This is a genomic window from Nonomuraea maheshkhaliensis (assembly GCF_039529435.1).
GTDB lineage: Bacteria > Actinomycetota > Actinomycetes > Streptosporangiales > Streptosporangiaceae > Nonomuraea > Nonomuraea maheshkhaliensis.
In genome coordinates, this window is sequence record NZ_BAAAMU010000027.1 from 76,712 (window position 1) to 92,726 (window position 16,015).

Annotated in this window: 14 protein-coding genes; 6 read left to right on the top strand and 8 right to left on the bottom strand. The window is 71.9% G+C overall.

Going from position 1 to position 16,015, the window contains the following annotated elements:
• Positions 1 to 43: 43 nt before the first annotated feature.
• Both ABFX54_RS20295 and ABFX54_RS20300 read right to left on the bottom strand, forming a co-directional pair.
• Positions 44 to 982 (bottom strand): ABC transporter permease, encoded by a 939-nt coding sequence (locus tag ABFX54_RS20295; RefSeq protein ID WP_346106954.1) that lies wholly within the window; start codon positions 980 to 982, stop codon positions 44 to 46.
• On the bottom strand, positions 979 to 2,478 hold the full coding sequence (locus ABFX54_RS20300) for an ABC transporter substrate-binding protein (protein ID WP_346106956.1): 1,500 nt from the start codon (positions 2,476 to 2,478) through the stop codon (positions 979 to 981). The genes ABFX54_RS20295 and ABFX54_RS20300 overlap by 4 nt, the downstream gene beginning before the upstream one ends.
• An 88-nt stretch (positions 2,479 to 2,566) precedes the next feature.
• On the opposite strand from ABFX54_RS20300, the gene ABFX54_RS20305 reads away from it, so the two are divergent.
• The 5 genes from ABFX54_RS20305 to ABFX54_RS20325 all read left to right on the top strand — a co-directional run bounded on the left by ABFX54_RS20305 (position 2,567) and on the right by ABFX54_RS20325 (position 7,563).
• Positions 2,567 to 3,337 (top strand): FadR/GntR family transcriptional regulator, encoded by a 771-nt coding sequence (locus tag ABFX54_RS20305; RefSeq protein ID WP_346106957.1) that lies wholly within the window; start codon positions 2,567 to 2,569, stop codon positions 3,335 to 3,337.
• 29 nt (positions 3,338 to 3,366) lie between these two features.
• Positions 3,367 to 4,416 (top strand): adenylate/guanylate cyclase domain-containing protein, encoded by a 1,050-nt coding sequence (locus tag ABFX54_RS20310; RefSeq protein WP_346106958.1) that lies wholly within the window; start codon positions 3,367 to 3,369, stop codon positions 4,414 to 4,416.
• A 46-nt stretch (positions 4,417 to 4,462) separates the two neighbouring features.
• Entirely contained in the window at positions 4,463 to 5,218 is a 756-nt protein-coding gene (locus ABFX54_RS20315) for an aminotransferase class IV (protein ID WP_346106959.1), read from the top strand.
• A 56-nt stretch (positions 5,219 to 5,274) separates the two neighbouring features.
• On the top strand, positions 5,275 to 6,795 hold the full coding sequence (locus ABFX54_RS20320; protein WP_346106960.1) for an acyl-CoA synthetase: 1,521 nt from the start codon (positions 5,275 to 5,277) through the stop codon (positions 6,793 to 6,795).
• A 123-nt stretch (positions 6,796 to 6,918) separates the two neighbouring features.
• Positions 6,919 to 7,563 (top strand): class I SAM-dependent methyltransferase, encoded by a 645-nt coding sequence (locus ABFX54_RS20325; RefSeq protein WP_346106962.1) that lies wholly within the window; start codon positions 6,919 to 6,921, stop codon positions 7,561 to 7,563.
• 51 nt (positions 7,564 to 7,614) lie between these two features.
• Here ABFX54_RS20325 and ABFX54_RS20330 read toward each other — a convergent pair whose 3' ends face one another.
• From ABFX54_RS20330 to ABFX54_RS20350, 5 genes are all read right to left on the bottom strand, one after another.
• Positions 7,615 to 9,171: a benzoate-CoA ligase family protein gene (locus ABFX54_RS20330; protein ID WP_346106964.1), complete on the bottom strand. Its 1,557-nt coding sequence runs from the start codon at positions 9,169 to 9,171 to the stop codon at positions 7,615 to 7,617.
• Positions 9,172 to 9,251: 80 nt separating this feature from the next.
• On the bottom strand, positions 9,252 to 10,661 hold the full coding sequence (boxB, locus tag ABFX54_RS20335) for a benzoyl-CoA 2,3-epoxidase subunit BoxB (RefSeq protein WP_346106966.1): 1,410 nt from the start codon (positions 10,659 to 10,661) through the stop codon (positions 9,252 to 9,254).
• Positions 10,662 to 10,680: 19 nt separating this feature from the next.
• On the bottom strand, positions 10,681 to 12,264 hold the full coding sequence (gene boxC / locus ABFX54_RS20340) for a 2,3-epoxybenzoyl-CoA dihydrolase (protein WP_346106968.1): 1,584 nt from the start codon (positions 12,262 to 12,264) through the stop codon (positions 10,681 to 10,683).
• Between the two features lie 31 nt (positions 12,265 to 12,295).
• Positions 12,296 to 12,643: a hypothetical protein gene (locus ABFX54_RS20345; RefSeq protein WP_346106970.1), complete on the bottom strand. Its 348-nt coding sequence runs from the start codon at positions 12,641 to 12,643 to the stop codon at positions 12,296 to 12,298.
• A 99-nt stretch (positions 12,644 to 12,742) separates the two neighbouring features.
• Positions 12,743 to 13,684: a LysR family transcriptional regulator gene (locus tag ABFX54_RS20350; RefSeq protein ID WP_346107002.1), complete on the bottom strand. Its 942-nt coding sequence runs from the start codon at positions 13,682 to 13,684 to the stop codon at positions 12,743 to 12,745.
• Between the two features lie 66 nt (positions 13,685 to 13,750).
• On the opposite strand from ABFX54_RS20350, the gene ABFX54_RS20355 reads away from it, so the two are divergent.
• Positions 13,751 to 15,073 carry an MFS transporter gene (locus tag ABFX54_RS20355; protein WP_346106972.1) on the top strand — a complete coding sequence of 441 codons (1,323 nt, stop codon included), beginning with the start codon at positions 13,751 to 13,753 and terminating at the stop codon, positions 15,071 to 15,073.
• A gap of 61 nt (positions 15,074 to 15,134) precedes the next feature.
• On the opposite strand, the gene ABFX54_RS20360 is transcribed toward ABFX54_RS20355, so the two are convergent.
• The gene (locus tag ABFX54_RS20360) at positions 15,135 to 15,953 is read right to left on the bottom strand and encodes an aldo/keto reductase (protein ID WP_346106974.1); all 819 of its coding nucleotides are present in this window, start codon (positions 15,951 to 15,953) and stop codon (positions 15,135 to 15,137) included.
• Positions 15,954 to 16,015: the final 62 nt, after the last annotated feature.

The window sequence follows — 16,015 nt, forward strand, 5'->3', positions numbered from 1 at the left end:
GGCGTCCGGCCGCTCGGTGTCCCGTCGCCCGGCGTCGGGCGGCTCATCGCAGCCTCGGGTCGAGCAGGTGGTAGGTCACGTCCACCACGAAGTTGATCAGCAGTACGGCGGCCACCAGGACCATCACCACGCCTTGGACGAGCAGCAGGTCGCGCCCGGCGACGCCGTTGAGCAGCAGGTCGCCGAGCCCGGGAATGACGAAGACGCGCTCGACGACGACCGCGCCGATCAGCAGCGTGGCCAGTTGCAGGCCGAGCACGGTGACGACGGGGATCGAGGCGTTGCGCAGCCCGTGCCGCCACAGCGCGCCGGTGCTGCCCCGCCCCTTGGCGCGGGCGGTGCGCAGGTAGTCCTCGCGCATGACGTCGAGCACGGCGCTGCGGACGTAGCGGGTGAGCACCGCGCCCTGGACGAGCCCGAGTGACAGCCACGGCAGCAGCAGGCTGCGCAGCCACTCTCCCGGGCTCTCCGCGATCGGCACGTAGCCGCCGGACGGCAGCGCCTGGGCCTGCACCGCGAACACGAAGACGAGCAGGATGCCGGCCAGGAAGGCCGGGATCGCGATGCCGAGCTGGCTGGCCGCGCTGATCACCGCGCCCAGCGGGTCGCGGTGGCGGACGGCGGCGAACGTGCCCAGCGGCACCGCCAGCACCAGCGCCACGGCCATGCCGCCGAGCACGAGCACGAGCGTGACGCCGAGCCGCTCGCCGATCTGCGGGCCGATGGGCGAGCTGGTCACGTAGGAGGTGCCGAAGTCGCCCTGGAGCAGGCCGCCGGCCCAGTCGAGGAACTGCGCGACGGCGGGCCGGTCGGTGCCGAACTGCCTGCGCAGCTCGGCCACCGCGTCGGGGGTGGCGTTGACGCCGAGCGCGATCTCGGCGGGGTCGCCGGGCAGCACGGCCATGAACGCGAACACCGCCACCGCGGCCACGGCGGTGCTCGCGAGCAGGACGGCGAGCCTTTTGAGCAGGTAGACGATCACTGTTTGGCGAGCGCGGTGAAGTCGAAGGACTCCGCGATGGCGTTCTTCGGCAGCCCGGTGACGCCCTTCTTCGCCACGATGAGGTTGGGGAAGAGGAAGAGCCAGTCGGCCGCGGCGTCATCGGACAGGAGCTTGGCGGCCTGCTTGAGGTCGTCGGTCTGCTCCTGCTCGGTGCCCTCGTCGGCGGCGGCGAGGAGCTTGCCGAACTCGGGGTTGTCGTAGCGGAAGTAGTACGACTTATCGGCAAAAATCCCCATGTCGCGGGGTTCGACGTGGTTGATGATCGACAGGTCGTAGTCGCCCTTGGTGAACACCTGGTCCAGCCAGCGGGCCGGGAACTCCAGCGGCTCGATCTCGGCGTTGATCCCCACCTGGGCCAGCTGCGACTTGACGACCTGGGCGCTGTTGACCGCGTACGGGAGGTTGGGGATGCGCATCTTGACGTTGTACGTCTTGCCGCCGAGCAGTTGCTTGGCCTTGGCCGGGTCGTAGGGGTAGTCGCCGGTGCGGTCCTCGTACCAGGGGTCGGTGGGCGGCGTCATCGAGCCGATGAGCTGCCCGCGCCCGGCCCAGGCGGTGTCGAGCAGCGCCTTGTGGTCGATGGCGTGCCTGACGGCCTGGCGCACGGCCTTGTCGTCGAACGGCGGGCGGCCGTTATTCATCGACAGCACGACCTCGCCGTTCGTGGTGCCCTCGACGGTCTCGAACCGGTTGGGGTCGGCGAACTGCTGCAGCGACTCGGGCGCCTGCACGCTGGAGATGACGTCGATGCCGCCGGTCAGCAGCGCGTTGTTCATCGCCGTGGCGTCCTTGAAGTACTTCAGCGTGATGGCGCTCAGCGGCGGTTTCGTGCCCCAGTAGGAGGGGTTGGCGGCAAGCTGGATGGAGTCGCCGCGCCGCCAGGAGCTCAGCACGTAGGGCCCGGTGCCGACGGGCTTGTTGGCCAGGTCGGCCACGCCGGTGCGGCTGAACATGGCGCCGAGCCTGGTGGCCATCGAGTAGAGGAAGCCGTTGCTGGGCCGCTTGAGCGTCACGACGGCGGTGGAGTCGTCCTTCTTCTCCACCTTGTCGATGACGTCGAGCTGCGACTTGATCTTGAGCTTCCAGTCCGACTTGACCCGGTCGAGGGAGAACGTCACGTCGTCGGCGGTGAAGGGCGCGCCGCCGCTGAACGTCACGTTCTTGCGCAGCGTGAACGTGTAGGTCTTGCGGTCGGACGAGACGTCCCACTTCTCGGCGAGCAGGGGCACGATCTGGCCGTTCTGGTCGAGTTTGACCAGGCCCTCGTAGACGTTGACGAGCAGCGCCTGCGGGATGGCGGCGCCCTCGGTCGAAGTGAAGTCGAGATTCGCCGGCTCGGCCACGAATCCGACGGACAGCGACTGGGCCTTGGGGGTGCCGCCGGTGCCGGCGCCCCCGTTCCCCGATCCGCCGCCGCAGGCGGCGGTGGCCAGCAGGAGACCGCCGGCGGCGATCCAGATGCCGATTCGCCTCATGTCTTACAGCCTCCTGGCTAGTGCACTGGTCGGACCAGTAGGCTCTGCACATTGCCAGTCGGTGGCGGCTCGGGTCAAGGGGGCTTGCATGGGTGGACCGCGCTTCGAGCCGGTGCGTGCCGTGCGCGCTTACGAGCGGGTCGTGGAGCAGGTCGAGGAGGCCATCGAGAGCGGGGCTCTGACACCGGGCGGGCGGCTGCCGAGCGAGCGCGAGCTGATGGTGCAGTTCTCCGTCAGCCGCTCGACCGTACGCGAGGCGCTGCGGGTGCTGCAGGCGCGCGGCCTGGTGCGCTCGCGGCCGGGCGACCCCAACGGCGCGGAGGTGCTGCCGTTCACGCCCGCCGCACTACACAAGTCGATGACCACGCTCGCCCGGGTGGAGGAGCTGTCGCTGGCCGAGCTGGTGCAGTTCAGGATGGTGCTGGACTCCGCGGCCATCCTGCTGGCGGCGCGCCTGCGCACCGAGGAGCAGCTGGCCGAGATGGACGCGGCGGTCGCGGCGATGCGCGGGGCACTGGACGCGGGGGAAGCCGGTGACGAGGGCGCGGACGCCTTCGGGGCGGCCGACCTGGCCTTCCACGACGTCGTCGTGCGCGCGAGCGGCAACAAGCTGATCGAGATCTGCACCGACGTGGTGCGCTCGATCGTGCTGAAGCTGATCGCCGGCCGGATCGCGGACGAGCCGGACCGGCAGGCCCTGATGCGGCGCAGCATCGGGAATCACGAGGAGGTGATGGCGGCCATGCGTGCCGGCGACGGACCGCTCGCCGCCCGATTGTCGAGAAAAGCGATGTACGACTACTACGCCGGGTACGTCCAGGAAAGAGAAAGAGGTGCCTTGCGGGCCTTGCTGGAGTGATCTGGCCCACAGGGTGTTATCTTGCCGAGGTGGCGGCGGTGCACGGGGACGAGCCGGCCGGGGGGCTGGGCGGCGGACCGACGGAAGGACCGGCGGGCGGGCCGGCTGATGGGCTGATGAACGGGCTCATGAGCGGGCTCACCGAAGCCTTCCTGCGTGAGCCGCGCCGATACACCAGTCACCAGGTCGCCGACATGGCGGGGGTGCCGGTCTATCGGGCGCGGCGCTTCTGGCGCGCCCTGGGCTTCCCCAATGTGCCGGACGAGGCGGTCGAGTTCACCGACTCCGACGTCGAGGCGCTCAGGACGCTCGTCGGCATGGTGGCCTCGGGCGTCTACGACGAGGAGCACGTGCTGCTCCTGGCGCGCTCTCTGGGCCGGGCCACGACCCGGCTGGCCGAGTCGCACGCCGAGCTGGGCGTGGAGGAGCTCGACCAGGCCGGCGTGCCCCTGGCGGAGCGGCCGCGGGCCTGGCGCAGGCGGGCCGAGCTGGTGGTGCCCGACCTGGCGCGGCTGCTGGTCTACGCCTGGCAGCGCCAGCTCGCCGCCGCGGCCGGGCGCATCGCCGTCCAGGACATGAGCGCCGTACGCCTGGCGGTCGGGTTCGCCGACCTGGTCGCGTTCACCCGGCTGAGCAGGCAGATCACCGGCGGCGAGCTGGCGCGGCTGATCGACAGGTTCGAGGGGCGCTCGGCCGACATCGTCACCTCCTCCGGCGGCCGGGTGGTCAAGACGCTGGGCGACTCCGTGCTGTTCGTCTCCGACAAGGCGCACGTGGCCGCCGAGATCGCGCTGCGGCTGGTGGAGACGCACGCGCGCGGCAAGGACATGCCCGAGCTGCGGGTGGGGCTGGCCTCGGGGCCGGTGATCTGGCGGATGGGCGACGTGTTCGGCACCACGGTCAATCTGGCCAGCCGGCTGACCGCGTTGTCCCTGCCGGGAACGATCCTGGCCGATCCGCAGCTGGCCGAAGAGCTGGAGGGCGATCGGGCCTTCCGGCTGCGCGAGGTCAACCGGCTGTCGGTGCGCGGGCTGGGCGAGCTGGCCCCGTACACGGTGATGCGCGCGGAGAGCACCTGAACGCCCGGTGCGGTGATCCGCGGGGCGGTCCGTAGAGTAGATCGTCATGAACGGACGCACCGCTGTCGACGGGCAGCTCGTGGGCGCCGAGGCGCGCCTGCTGCTGGAGGCCCGCTACGGCCACTTCACCGCCATGCAGGTCAGGGAGCGCCGGGTGCGCGGCGTGGACCTGCACCTCGACCGGCTCGACGCGGCCTCGCGCGAGCTGTTCGGCGGCGGGATCGACCGGGCGGCGGTGCTCGCCTCCATCCGTGCCGTGCTGGACGGCGGCGTACGGGACGCGAGCGTCCGCGTCTACGTGCTGGACGGCGACCCCCCGCACGTCGTGGCCAGTTCCGGCCCGCCCCACGGGCCGCTCGCCGGGCCCCTGAGCGTCAGGTCGGTGGTCTACCAGCGTTACCTGCCGCACATCAAGCAGGCGGGCGGCTTCCAGCAGGCCCACATCAACCGCATGGCGGCCCGCGGCGGGTTCGGCGAGGCGCTGCTGACCACCGCCGACGGGCTGATCAGCGAGGGCTCGATCACGAACCTGGGCGGCTTCGCGGACGGCCGGCTGGTCTGGCCGGACGCGCCGATGTTGTACGGCATCACGATGCGGCTGCTGGAGCGCATGGACGTGCCGCAGGAGCGGCGCCCGCTCAAGGTGGCCGATCTGACCGCCTTCGACCTCGTCTTCCTCTGCAACTCCTGGGGGGTGACGCCGGTCGGGCAGGCGGACGGCCTGCCGCTGCGTCACGACGACGGCCTCGCGCGGCGGCTGCTCGATCACTACGAGGCGATCCCCTGCGACCCTCTGGACTGACGCGGGCCGCGGGTTAAGATCGCCCGAACGTCGTTCTGTGGACGAAGGGTGCCTTGATGACACGTCAGCACGCCATCAGTGACCTCCTGCGGCGCTCGGCCGCCCGCTACCCCGCCAAGACCGCCGTCGTCTACGGCGACCTGCGGCAGAGCTACGCCGACCTCGACTCCATGGTGAACAGGACGGCCAACGCGCTGGCCGCGAGAGGCGTGGGCAAAGGCGACAGGTTCGCCGTGCTGAGTCACAACAACCACGCGTTCGTGGTGGCGTACTTCGCGCTGGCGCGGCTGGGGGCCATCTCCGTGCCGGTCAACTTCATGCTGGGGGCCGAGGAGGTGGCCTACATCCTTGAGCATTCCGGGGCGAGCGGGATGCTGGTGGAGGACGCGCTGCTGCCGGTGGCGGCCGCGGCGGTCACCGGCGAGGTACGGGTGCGCGGCGTGATCGGCGCGGGCGCCGACGGCTGGGAGCCGTTCAGCGCGTGGTCGGCGCACGACGACGCGACGGAGGTGAGAGTGGAGATCGGCGACGACGAGCCGATCCAGCTCATGTACACCAGCGGCACCGAGTCCCGGCCGAAGGGCGCCACGCTGTCCAGCCGCAGCCTGATCGCCCAGTACGTCACCTGCGTGATCGACGGCGAGATGAGCCACGACGACGTCGAGGTGCACGCCCTGCCCCTCTACCACTGCGCGCAGCTGCACTGCTTCCTGACGCCCGGCGTCTATCTCGGCGCGACCAACATCGTGCTGCCGGGGGCGAGCCCGGCGGCCATCCTGGCCACGATCGAGGGCGAGCGCGCCACGAAGCTGTTCTGCCCGCCCACGGTCTGGATCTCGCTGCTGCGCCACCCCGACTTCGACCGCAGGGACCTGTCGTCGCTGCGCAAGGGCTACTACGGCGCCTCGATCATGCCGGTGGAGGTGCTGAAGGAGATCGCCGCGCGGCTGCCGGACGTGCGCCTGTTCAACTTCTACGGCCAGACGGAGATGGCGCCCGTCGCCACCATCCTCGGCCCGGACGAGCAGCTGACCCGGCTCGGCTCGGCCGGGCGCCCCGCGCTGAACGTCGAGACGCGGATCGTGGACGACCAGGACCGGCCGGTGCCGCCCGGCGTGGTGGGCGAGATCGTGCACCGCAGCCCGCACGCGATGCTCGGCTACTGGAACGACCCGGACAAGACGGCGGAGGCGTTCCGCGGCGGCTGGTTCCACAGCGGTGACCTGGGCGTCATGGACGGCGACGGCTACCTGTCGGTGGTGGACAGGAAGAAGGACATGATCAAGTCGGGTGGCGAGAACGTGGCCAGCCGCGAGGTGGAGGAGGCCATCTACCAGCATCCGGCCGTGGCGGAGGCGGCGGTGTTCGGGGTGCCGGACGAGAAGTGGATCGAGGCGGTCACGGCCGCCGTGGTGCTGCGGGAGGGCGCGGGGCTGACGGCCGGGGAGCTGACCGGGTTCCTGCGCGGGCGGCTGGCGCCGTTCAAGACGCCCAAGCGGGTGGTGTTCGTGGACGCGCTGCCGAAGAACGCCTCCGGCAAGGTGCTCAAACGCGAACTCCGTGAGTCGATGTCCTGAAAAATGCTCATGCCATACCTCTGACCAGGCGTTATCCGATCTGATAGCGGGCATCCCCTCTCGGCGACGACTTCACCTAGAAGCCCCGGGACGTCTCCGTGCGTCCCGACCGGGAGGGGCCGCATGCCACGCCTGCCCGAGCTCATGCACCGCGCGCTCTTCCGCGCGCTGTCCCTGCTGTCGGCGAAGGGGCAGGGGCTGGTCCTGCGCCGCTACTTCGACTGGCGGCACCGGGTCCCCGACCCGTGGCGGCTCGCGACCGACGACTACGAGCAGCAGAAGTACCTGGTCACGCTCAAGCACCTGCCTCCGGGGCCGTACCGGCGGATCATCGAGGTCGGGTGCAGCGAGGGGGTGTTCACGCTCGCGCTGGCGGCGGCGTACCCGGAGGCGGAGATCGTCGGGGTGGACCTCTCGGAGCGGGCGCTGACGCGGGCGCGGGCGCGCGTGCCGCAGAACGGGCACGTGCGCTTCGTCCGCGCCGACCTGCTCAGCCACCGGCCGGGTGACCGCTTCGACCTGGTGTTCTGTTCCGAGACGCTTTACTACCTGGGGCGCGAGGAGCGGCTGCGGCTGGCCTCGTCCCGGCTCAGCGAGCTGCTCGCGCCCGGCGGGGTGCTGGTGGCGGTCCATCCGTGGCCTGAGTCGGATCGGCTGCACGGCTTTCTGGACGCGCACGGGTCGCTGGCGCGGCTGAGCGAGCAGGTCTACGCCTCCTCACCGCGGCCGTTCGCCATCACCGTCTACCGGACGCGAGCCGCCGCCTGACCGGCCTGACGGCCGCTCAGCCGCCTGGCTCTCGCGCCGCCACTCGGCCGCCTACTGCTTGCCCAGGAGGTCGGCGGCGATGCGGCGGACCACCACGCGCTGGATCTTGCCGGTCGCCGTCTTGGGCAGCTCGTCCAGCACCAGCACCTCGCGCGGCCGTTTGAACGCGGCCAGCCCGTCGCGGCAGAAGCCGATGAGCTCGCCGGCGTCCACCTGGCGGCCGGGGGCGGGCACCACGCAGGCCACCGGCTTCTCCAGGCCCTCGCCGTCGATGTAGGCCACGACCGCGCACTCGCCGACCGATTCGTGCCGCAGCAGCCGGTCCTCGACCTCCATCGGCGACACCCAGATCCCGCCCGCCTTGATCATGTCGTTGGAACGGCCGAGGCAGCGGTAGGAGCCGTCCTGCTCGCGGACGTAGGTGTCGCCGGTACGCAGCCACTCGCCCTGGAAGACCTGGCGGGTGGTGGCCGTGCGGCACCAGTAGCCGGTGGCGATCGAGTCGCCGCGGACGAACAGATGGCCGGGTTTGCCGTCCTCGACGGGCGCGCCGTGGTCGTCGAGCAGCCTGGCCTCGTAGCCGGGCACGACCGTTCCCGAGGTGCCCGGCCGCACCTGGCCCGGCGTGTTGGAGATGAAGATGTGCAGCGCCTCGGTGGAGCCGAGCCCGTCGATGATCTCCACGCCGAAGCGGCCGGTGAAGCGGCGCAGGATCTCGGCGGGCAGTGCCTCCCCCGCCGAGACGCCGAGCCGTACGGAGGCGAAGGTGTCGGCGGGCAGACCGGCGGCGAGCAGCGCGGCGTAGAAGGTGGGGCCGGCGAAGAACAGCGTGGGCCGCTCGGCCACCACCTGGGCGGCCACGCCGGCCGGAGTGGGGCGGGCCGGGTCGAGCACGGCGGTGGCGCCGGCGGCCAGGGGGAAGAACATGGAGTTGCCGATGCCGTAGGCGAAGAACAGCCGCGCCACCGACAGGCACCGGTCGTCCGGGCGGATGCCGAGCACCTGGCGGCCGTAGGTCTCGTAGACGTCCCTGATCGCGCCGTGCCGGTGCATGGCGGCCTTGGGGGCGCCGGTGGTGCCGGAGGTGTAGAGCCACAGGGCGGGTGAATCGCGCCAGGTGTCGTAGGCGGGGGTGACCGGCCGGCCCGAGGCCAGCACGTCGTCCCAGGACAGGTCGAGGTCGCCACCCTCGCCGGACTCCCCTGTGAGGATGAGGGTGGTCACCTCGGGGGCCTGGGTCAGGGCGGCGCGGACGACCGGCTCGAACTCCGGCGTGGCCACGACCGTCCTGGCCCGCGCGTCCCCGATGAGCGCGCCCAGCTCGGTCCCGTTGTACATGGTGGACACCGGCACCGCGACCGCGCCCATCCGCATCACGGCCAGGATCGTGATCACGGTCTCCGGCCGGTCGGACATGACGAGCAGGACCCGTTCCTCTGGCCTGACCCCCAGGCGGGCCAGCCCGGTGGCCAGCTCGGCGGTGCGGGTGGCGAGCTGGGCGTAGGTCAGCGTGCCCGCCGGACCGGCGACGGCGACGTGGTCGCCCCGGCCGGCCTCGACCTGGCGGTCGGTGAGAAAGACGCTGGCGTTGAACGATTCGGACGTCATTGGCCGTCCCCATCCGCAGGCGGGCGATCGTGACTGAATCTTCTACACAGGATCGGTGAGCCGTCAATGACGTGTAGAGCTCAAAGGTGCACGTACTCGTAGTCGAAGGGCCGGCCGTCGATGCCCGAGCGCGGCGGCGCGACCCAGGCGGCGATCTTCCCCGGCTCGTAGACGGGCCGCATCAGCGACAGCACGTGCGTCTTGTCCTCGGCCGTCGGCAACCAGCGGCCGGCCGCCGCCTCCCACTCGTGCTGAGCCAGCACCCGCCCGTCCGGGGAGACGTGGTGGCCGGCGAACGTGCCCACCTTGCGGTTGAAGCCCACGTGCGGCAGGTGGAGGACGGGGCCGAGGCCGTGGGAGCCGAGGATGCGGTTCCACCGGTTCACGCCGGTGACGCAGTCGGCCACGTACTCGCCGCGCAGGTCGGCGTTGAGCGCCGTCAGCGCGGGCAGCCGGGCCTCGGCCAGGCGGCCGTCCTCGATCCGCGGCACGACGGCGACGGCCTCGGTGAGCAGGTGGTCGTCCTTGCGGCGCTCCTCCTGCCAGCGGCCCTTCAGCCCGGCCGTGTAGTAGTTCGCCACGTTGGTGGAGGTCTCTCCGCCGAACAGGTCGAGGCTCACGCTGTAGTGGAAGTTGATGTACTTCTGGATGACGTTCAACGGGATGCCGCCATATTTCCGGACATCGTCGTCGTCGTGCTCGCGCATCAACTGCGCCGTCCGCTCCACCACCCGGTCCACGCCCGTCGTGCCCACGAACATGTGGTGGGCCTCCTCCTTGAGCATGAACTCGCACGTCCGGCCGAGCGGGTCGAACGCCGACTCCTTGAGCGTGCCGAGCTGGTACTTGCCGTCGCGGTCGGTGAAGTACGTGAACATGAAGAACGACAGCCAGTCAGGCGTCTCCTCGTTGAAGGCGCCCAGGATGCGCGGCGAGTCCTCGCTGCCCGAGTTGCGCAGCAGCAGCGCCTCGGCCTCGTCCCGGCCCGACCGGCCGAAGTAGGCGTGCAGCAGGTAGACCATGGCCCACAGGTGCCGGCCCTCCTCCACGTTGACCTGGAAGAGGTTGCGCAGGTCGTACAGGGAAGGGGCGCTCAGCCCGAGCCGGCGCTGCTGCTCGACGCTGGCCGGCTCGGTGTCGCCCTGGATGACGATGAGCCGCTGCAGGTCGGCACGGTACTCGCCGGGCACCTGCTGCCAGACCGGCTGCCCCTTGTGCTGGCCGAAGGCGATGCGCCGGTCGGCGTCGCGCTCGGCCAGGAAGATGCCCCAGCGGTATTCGGGCAGCGGCACGTGGTCGAAGTGCGCCCAGCCCTCACGGCCGACGGCGACGGCGGTGCGCAGGTAGACGTCCTGGGTGGGCAGCGCCGGGCCCATCTCCGCCCACCACTGCAGGAACCGCGGCTGCCACGACTCCAGCGCGCGCTTCAGCCGCCGGTCCTCGGCCAGGTCGACGTTGTTCGGGATCCGCTCGGTGTAGTCGATGCCCATGCTCGCCTCCGGTGGCTGGTCATGCTCGCTCGCGGTCGTAGACGGGACGCCGGCCGGTGCCGTAGCTGCGCAGGGCGCCCTCGGGGCCCGAGGCGTTCGGGCGGGTGAAGATCCAGTTCTGCCAGGCGGCCAGGCGGGCGAAGATCTTGGTCTCCATGGTCTCGGGGCCGGCGAAGCGCAGGCTGGCCTCCATGCCGGTGAGCGCGTCGGGGCTGAGCGCGGCGCGTTCCTCCAGCGCCAGGCGTACCTCGTCGTCCCAGTCGAGGTCGTCGGGCGCGAACGTCACCAGCCCCAGCTCCAGCGCCTCGGCCGGGCCGAGGCGCCGGCCCGTCTCCTTCTCCAGCCCGGCCACCCGGCCGGGCTCGGCGTGGAAGCGGGCGGCCAGCCGCGACAGGCCGTTGCCCATCGGGTAGCCGCCGAAGTTGGCGGGCGAGAGCTCGATCTCGGCCGGCCGCTCCGGGTCGTCCAGCATGTACTGGCGGTCGCAGGCCAGGGCCAGCTCCAGCAGCGGGCCGGCGAAGCAGCCGCCCGGCTCGATCAGCGCGATGAGGCTGCGGCTGGTGACGTCGAGGCGTTTGAGGGTGCGCTTGAGGTAGTGCCTGATCTCGCCGTGCGGCCAGGCGTCCGTGCCCGGCTCGGCGGCCAGGACCGCGTCGATGTCGCCCTCGGTCCTGATCACCCAGGTGCCGAGCTCCGGCTCGTTCGTCCGCAGGCGCAGGATCAGGTCGTCCAGTTCCCTGGTCATGCGCAGCAGCCAGCCGTCGTCGCCCGCTTCGGGGCCGCGTACGGTGATCGTGACCTGGTGCTCCTCCGGCGCCGCCGTGACCGTGGAGTAGGCGTAGCCGTCGGGGCGCAACGGCGGCAGCGGCACCGATGGGGCGCCGGCGGGGCGGGTGGAACGGGCGGCCGCCTCCTTCGCGCGCTCCCGTACGGTCTCCTCGAACCTGCTGCGCGGCACCGCCTCGTCCACCAGCCGCCAGGCCACCGCCGTCTTCCCGCGCACGCCCTCGCTGCGGGTGGCGAACACGTCGGCCAGGTCCTTGCGCACGCCGCGCTTGTCGGTCAGCCGGGTCAGGCCGCCCGTGCCGGGCAGCACGCCGAGCAGCGGGACCTCCGGCAGCGACACCGCCGTGGAGCCGTCGTCGACCAGGATGATCCGGTCACAGGCCAGGGCCAGCTCGTAGCCGCCGCCCGCCGCGGTGCCGTTGACCGCGGCCAGGTACGTCTGGCCCGAGCAGGCGGTGGCGTCCTCGATGGCGTTGCGGGTCTCGTTGGTGAACTTGCAGAAGTTCACCTTCCACGGGTGGGACGACTGGGCCAGCATGCGGATGTTCGCGCCCGCGCAGAACACGCGTTCCAGGCCGCCGGTGAGGACGACCGCGCGGACCTCGGGGTGCTCGAAGCGCAGGCGCTGGACGGCGTCGTACAGCTCGATGTCGACCCCGAGGTCGTAGGAGTTGAGCTTGAGGTCGTACCCGGGGACGATGCCGCCGCTCTCGTCGACCGCCAGCACGATCCTGGCGACCTCGCCGTCGAACTCAAGCCTGAGGTGACGGTATCTGCCGGGATCGGTGCCGAAGGACACCTCTGGCTGTCCGGTCATGCCCCAAGTTCAACAACCATCGGGTGCCGCGTCAAGGTTCTGTAGAACTTTCCGGGCGGCGGTCGAGGGCCTGCGTCCACTTGACGGCCACCGCCGCCACCTGGATCAGCTCCGCGCGCAGGCGCTCGGGGTCGGACTCGGCGAACGCCTCCAGCACCTCCTCCGCCAGGATGTGCCGCCAGGTCAGCCGCCCGCCTCCGGCGGCCTCGTCCGTGCTGCGCCTGGCCTCGTCCGACTCCTTGGCCGTCCCCTCGCCGCCGGTGCCGTCGGGCAGCAGCTGCATGCCGAACCGCACGTCCTGCGCCACCCGTTCGGCCGCCACGTCGGCCAGGACCCGCGCCAGCGAGCCCGGCACGCCCGCATCGCCGTCATGATTCATGGCTCTCAGTCTGGCGGAGCCGCGCCTGCCCGAACGACGTTCGGAATGGCGTCGAGCGTTCGGAAGGCGGCGTATGCGGCGTTCTCGTGCGGGGGACGTTCAGAAGGGGGTGTGGGGGCGGAAACCGGGGCCGAAGTCGGTCAGGCCCGAGCAGACGTGGTCGCGGAACGCGCGAGCCGCCGGCGTGAGCCGTTCACCGGCGGGCCAGCTCACCCCGATCGTCCGCGACACCGGCGGATCGAGCGGGATCTCCACCACGCCCCCGGCCGGCGGCTGCTCGGAGCGGGGCAGGACGGCCACGCCCAGCCCCGCCGCCACCAGGCCGCGCACGGTCTCCGTCTCCTGCCCCTCGAACGCGATCCGCGGCTCGAACCCGGCCGCCGCGCACAGGCTGTCGGTGATCTGGCGCACCCCGTACCCGTGTTCCAGCGTCACCAGCTCCTCCCCCGCCAGCTCCTCGGCCCGCACCCGGCGCCGGCCGGCCAGGCGGTGGGACGCGGGCGCCGTCAGCACCATCTCCTGGTCGGCGAGCGGGCGGCTGACCAGGTCGGGATCGTCCAGCGGCATGGGGCCGACGAACACCAGGTCGATCTCGCCCTCGCGCAGCGCCCGCAGCATGTCCTGCCGCGACCCCTGCGCCAGGCTGAACCGGATGTCCGGGTTGCGCTCGCGGAAGCCGCCGATGAGGGAGGGAACGAGGGTGCGGCCGAGCAGGTGCAGGAAGCCGAGCACGATGCGTCCGCTGCCCGGGTCGATGTCCTCGCGCACCTCGCGGGCGGCGGCGGTCATGACGGCCAGGGCCCTGGTGGAGGCGGCGGCCAGCGTACGTCCTGCCCTGGTCAGGCGGATGCCGCGGCCGGAGGGCAGCACGAGCGGGGCTCCGACCAGGTCCGCCAGGGCGGCCAGGCGGCGGCCGGCCGAGGGGTGGGGGATGCCGAGCAGCTCGGCGGCGCGGGTCACGTGGCCGGTCTCGCCGACGGCGGCCAGCAGCGCGAGCACGGGGGCGAGGTGGGCGGCCAGCCGGTCATCCGATTCATCCATCACGGCATGAATTATCGCCTATATGCGTATTAGACGTATTTATTAGCCTGTCTTAGCGTTTGTCGGGTGGTAGTGCTCGAAGTCCCCTCCTCCGCCGCCGGGACGCGGCGAGTCAGCGTGGCCGTGGCGGCGACCGGGCTGTCGTCGTTCGCCCTGCTGTACGCGCCGCAGCCCGTCCTTCCGCAGCTCGCCGCCGCGTACCGGCTGGATCCCGGCACCGCCTCCCTGGCCATCGGGGTGGCCACCGCCTCGCTCGCCGTGGCGGTGCTGCCGCTGGCCTGGTTCGCCGGGGCGGTGGGGCGGCGGCGGGTGATCGTCTGGTCGGTGGTGCTGTCGGCGGTCATCGGGCTGCTGCTGCCGCTGGCGCCATCCTTCCCCGTGCTGCTGGGGATGCGGGCGGTGCAGGGGGTGGCCATCGCCGGGTTCGCGGGGGTGGCGGCGGCGTACCTGGCGGACACGCTCGGCACGGCGCGGCTGGCCGGGGCGGTCGGGGCGATGATCGCCGGCAACTCGGTCGGCGGCATGCTCGGCCGCCTCGGGGCCGGCTTCGCCGCCGAACCCCTGGGCTGGCACGGGGCCCTCGCCTCGGTGGCGGCCGTCGCCCTGGCCTGCGCCCTCTTCACCGCCGCCACCCTGCCCCGCGACCCCCGTACGTCCACATCCCGGCCCGTCTCCACCGGGGACACGCGCACGGCACCCCACGCGGGCGCCGCAACGCGAGCGGCCGGTGGAGCACGGGCCGATGCCAGGACGCGGGCGGACCACGGAGGCTTGGGGCGGGTGGGGCTGGTGGTGCCGGTGATGGTGGGGGCGCTGGGTATGGGGGCGTTCGTGGCGCTGTACAACGCGGCCGGGTTCCGGCTGGCCGCGCCGCCCCTGTCGCTGGCCCCGGCCGCCGCCTCCCTGGTCTTCCTGTCGTACGCCATGGGCACCGCCTCCTCGGCCGCCGCCGGACGCCTGACGGCACGACTGGGCCGGACGCCGGCGCTGGTCACCGCACTGGCCGTCACGACGGCGGGCTCCGTGCTGACCGTGTCGGCGTCGCTGCCCGTGGTGGTGGCCGGGTTCGCCGTGCTGACCGCCGGGTTCTTCGCCGCCCACGCCATCGCCAACGCCTGGGTCACCGCCGACGCGCCCCCGCCCGCCAGGGGCAGGGCCGCCGGCCTCTACACCCTCTGCTACTACCTGGGCAGCGGCGCGGGCGGCACGGCCGGCGCCGTCGTGTACGGGCACGCGGGCTGGACCTGGCTGATCGTCATGACCTCGGCCTGGCTGCTGCTGGCCGCCCTCATCGTCCTCGTCGCCACCCGCCGCCCGGCCCTGCCCACCCCGGCGACGGAAGACGGGAGCGCGAAGGCGCAGGAGACACACCGGACCACGAGCGGCTGAGCGTGCGCCCGGCGGCCTCGCCCGGCGAACTCCACCCTCCCAAGGAGACCGGGCGGGCCGGTCAGAGTTCGACGTGGTGGTCGGGGTCGGCGCCGAGGCGGCCGCCGTCGATGGCGTCGAGGCGGGCCGTCTCCTCCGGGGACAGGCTGAAGTCGAACACCTCGAAGTTCTGCCGCATCCGTTCGGGATCGCCCGACTTCGGGATGGGCACCGCGCCCGCCTGTACGTGCCAGCGCAGCACCACCTGGGCCGGCGTACGGCCGTGGGCGAGCGCCAGGTCGGTGACAGCGGGGTCGTCGAGCAGTTTGCTCCGGGCGCCGAGCGGGCTCCACGACTCGGTCACGATGCCGTGCTCGGCGTGGAAGGCGCGCAGCTCGTGCTGGGGAAAGCCGGGATGCATCTCGATCTGGTTGACGACCGGCAGGACGCCCGTCTCGTCGGACAGCCGGCGGATCTGCGCGGGCGTGAAGTTGGAGACGCCGATCGAGCGTGCGAGGCCCTGGTCGCGCAGGTGGATGAAGGCCCGCCAGGTGTCGGTGTAGAGGTCGCGGCTGGGCAGCGGCCAGTGGATGAGGAAGAGGTCCACGTAGTCGAGGCCGAGGCGGGCCCGGCTCTCCTCGAAGCCGCGCATGGCCGCGTCGTAGCCGTGGTGGGAGCCGCGCAGCTTCGTGGTGACGAACAGCTCGTCGCGGGCCACGGACGAGTCCGCGACGCCGGCGCCCACCTCGGCCTCGTTGCCGTAGATGGCGGCGGTGTCGATCAGGCGGTAGCCCAGCGAGATCGCGTGGATCACCGCCTGGCGGGCCGCCTCGCCGCGCATGGGATAGGTGCCCAGCCCCAGGCGTGGCATCGGGCGGCCGTCGGAGAGCATGACGGTCATTTCGCGGTCCTTCCCCCTTTGTCGTGCGGATCAAGTGTCCTCCCTTACCCGGCGGCATGACG

Coding starts and splice junctions, on each gene's coding strand:
- ABFX54_RS20345 (WP_346106970.1), bottom strand. CDS start 12,643: ATGAATCATGACGGCGATGCGGGCGTGCCGGGCTCGCTGGCGCGGGTC.
- ABFX54_RS20330 (WP_346106964.1), bottom strand. CDS start 9,171: ATGACGTCCGAATCGTTCAACGCCAGCGTCTTTCTCACCGACCGCCAG.
- ABFX54_RS20315 (WP_346106959.1), top strand. CDS start 4,463: ATGAACGGACGCACCGCTGTCGACGGGCAGCTCGTGGGCGCCGAGGCG.
- ABFX54_RS20320 (WP_346106960.1), top strand. CDS start 5,275: ATGACACGTCAGCACGCCATCAGTGACCTCCTGCGGCGCTCGGCCGCC.
- ABFX54_RS20300 (WP_346106956.1), bottom strand. CDS start 2,478: ATGAGGCGAATCGGCATCTGGATCGCCGCCGGCGGTCTCCTGCTGGCC.
- ABFX54_RS20360 (WP_346106974.1), bottom strand. CDS start 15,953: ATGACCGTCATGCTCTCCGACGGCCGCCCGATGCCACGCCTGGGGCTG.
- ABFX54_RS20305 (WP_346106957.1), top strand. CDS start 2,567: ATGGGTGGACCGCGCTTCGAGCCGGTGCGTGCCGTGCGCGCTTACGAG.
- ABFX54_RS20350 (WP_346107002.1), bottom strand. CDS start 13,684: ATGGATGAATCGGATGACCGGCTGGCCGCCCACCTCGCCCCCGTGCTC.
- boxC (WP_346106968.1), bottom strand. CDS start 12,264: ATGACCGGACAGCCAGAGGTGTCCTTCGGCACCGATCCCGGCAGATAC.
- ABFX54_RS20325 (WP_346106962.1), top strand. CDS start 6,919: ATGCCACGCCTGCCCGAGCTCATGCACCGCGCGCTCTTCCGCGCGCTG.
- boxB (WP_346106966.1), bottom strand. CDS start 10,661: ATGGGCATCGACTACACCGAGCGGATCCCGAACAACGTCGACCTGGCC.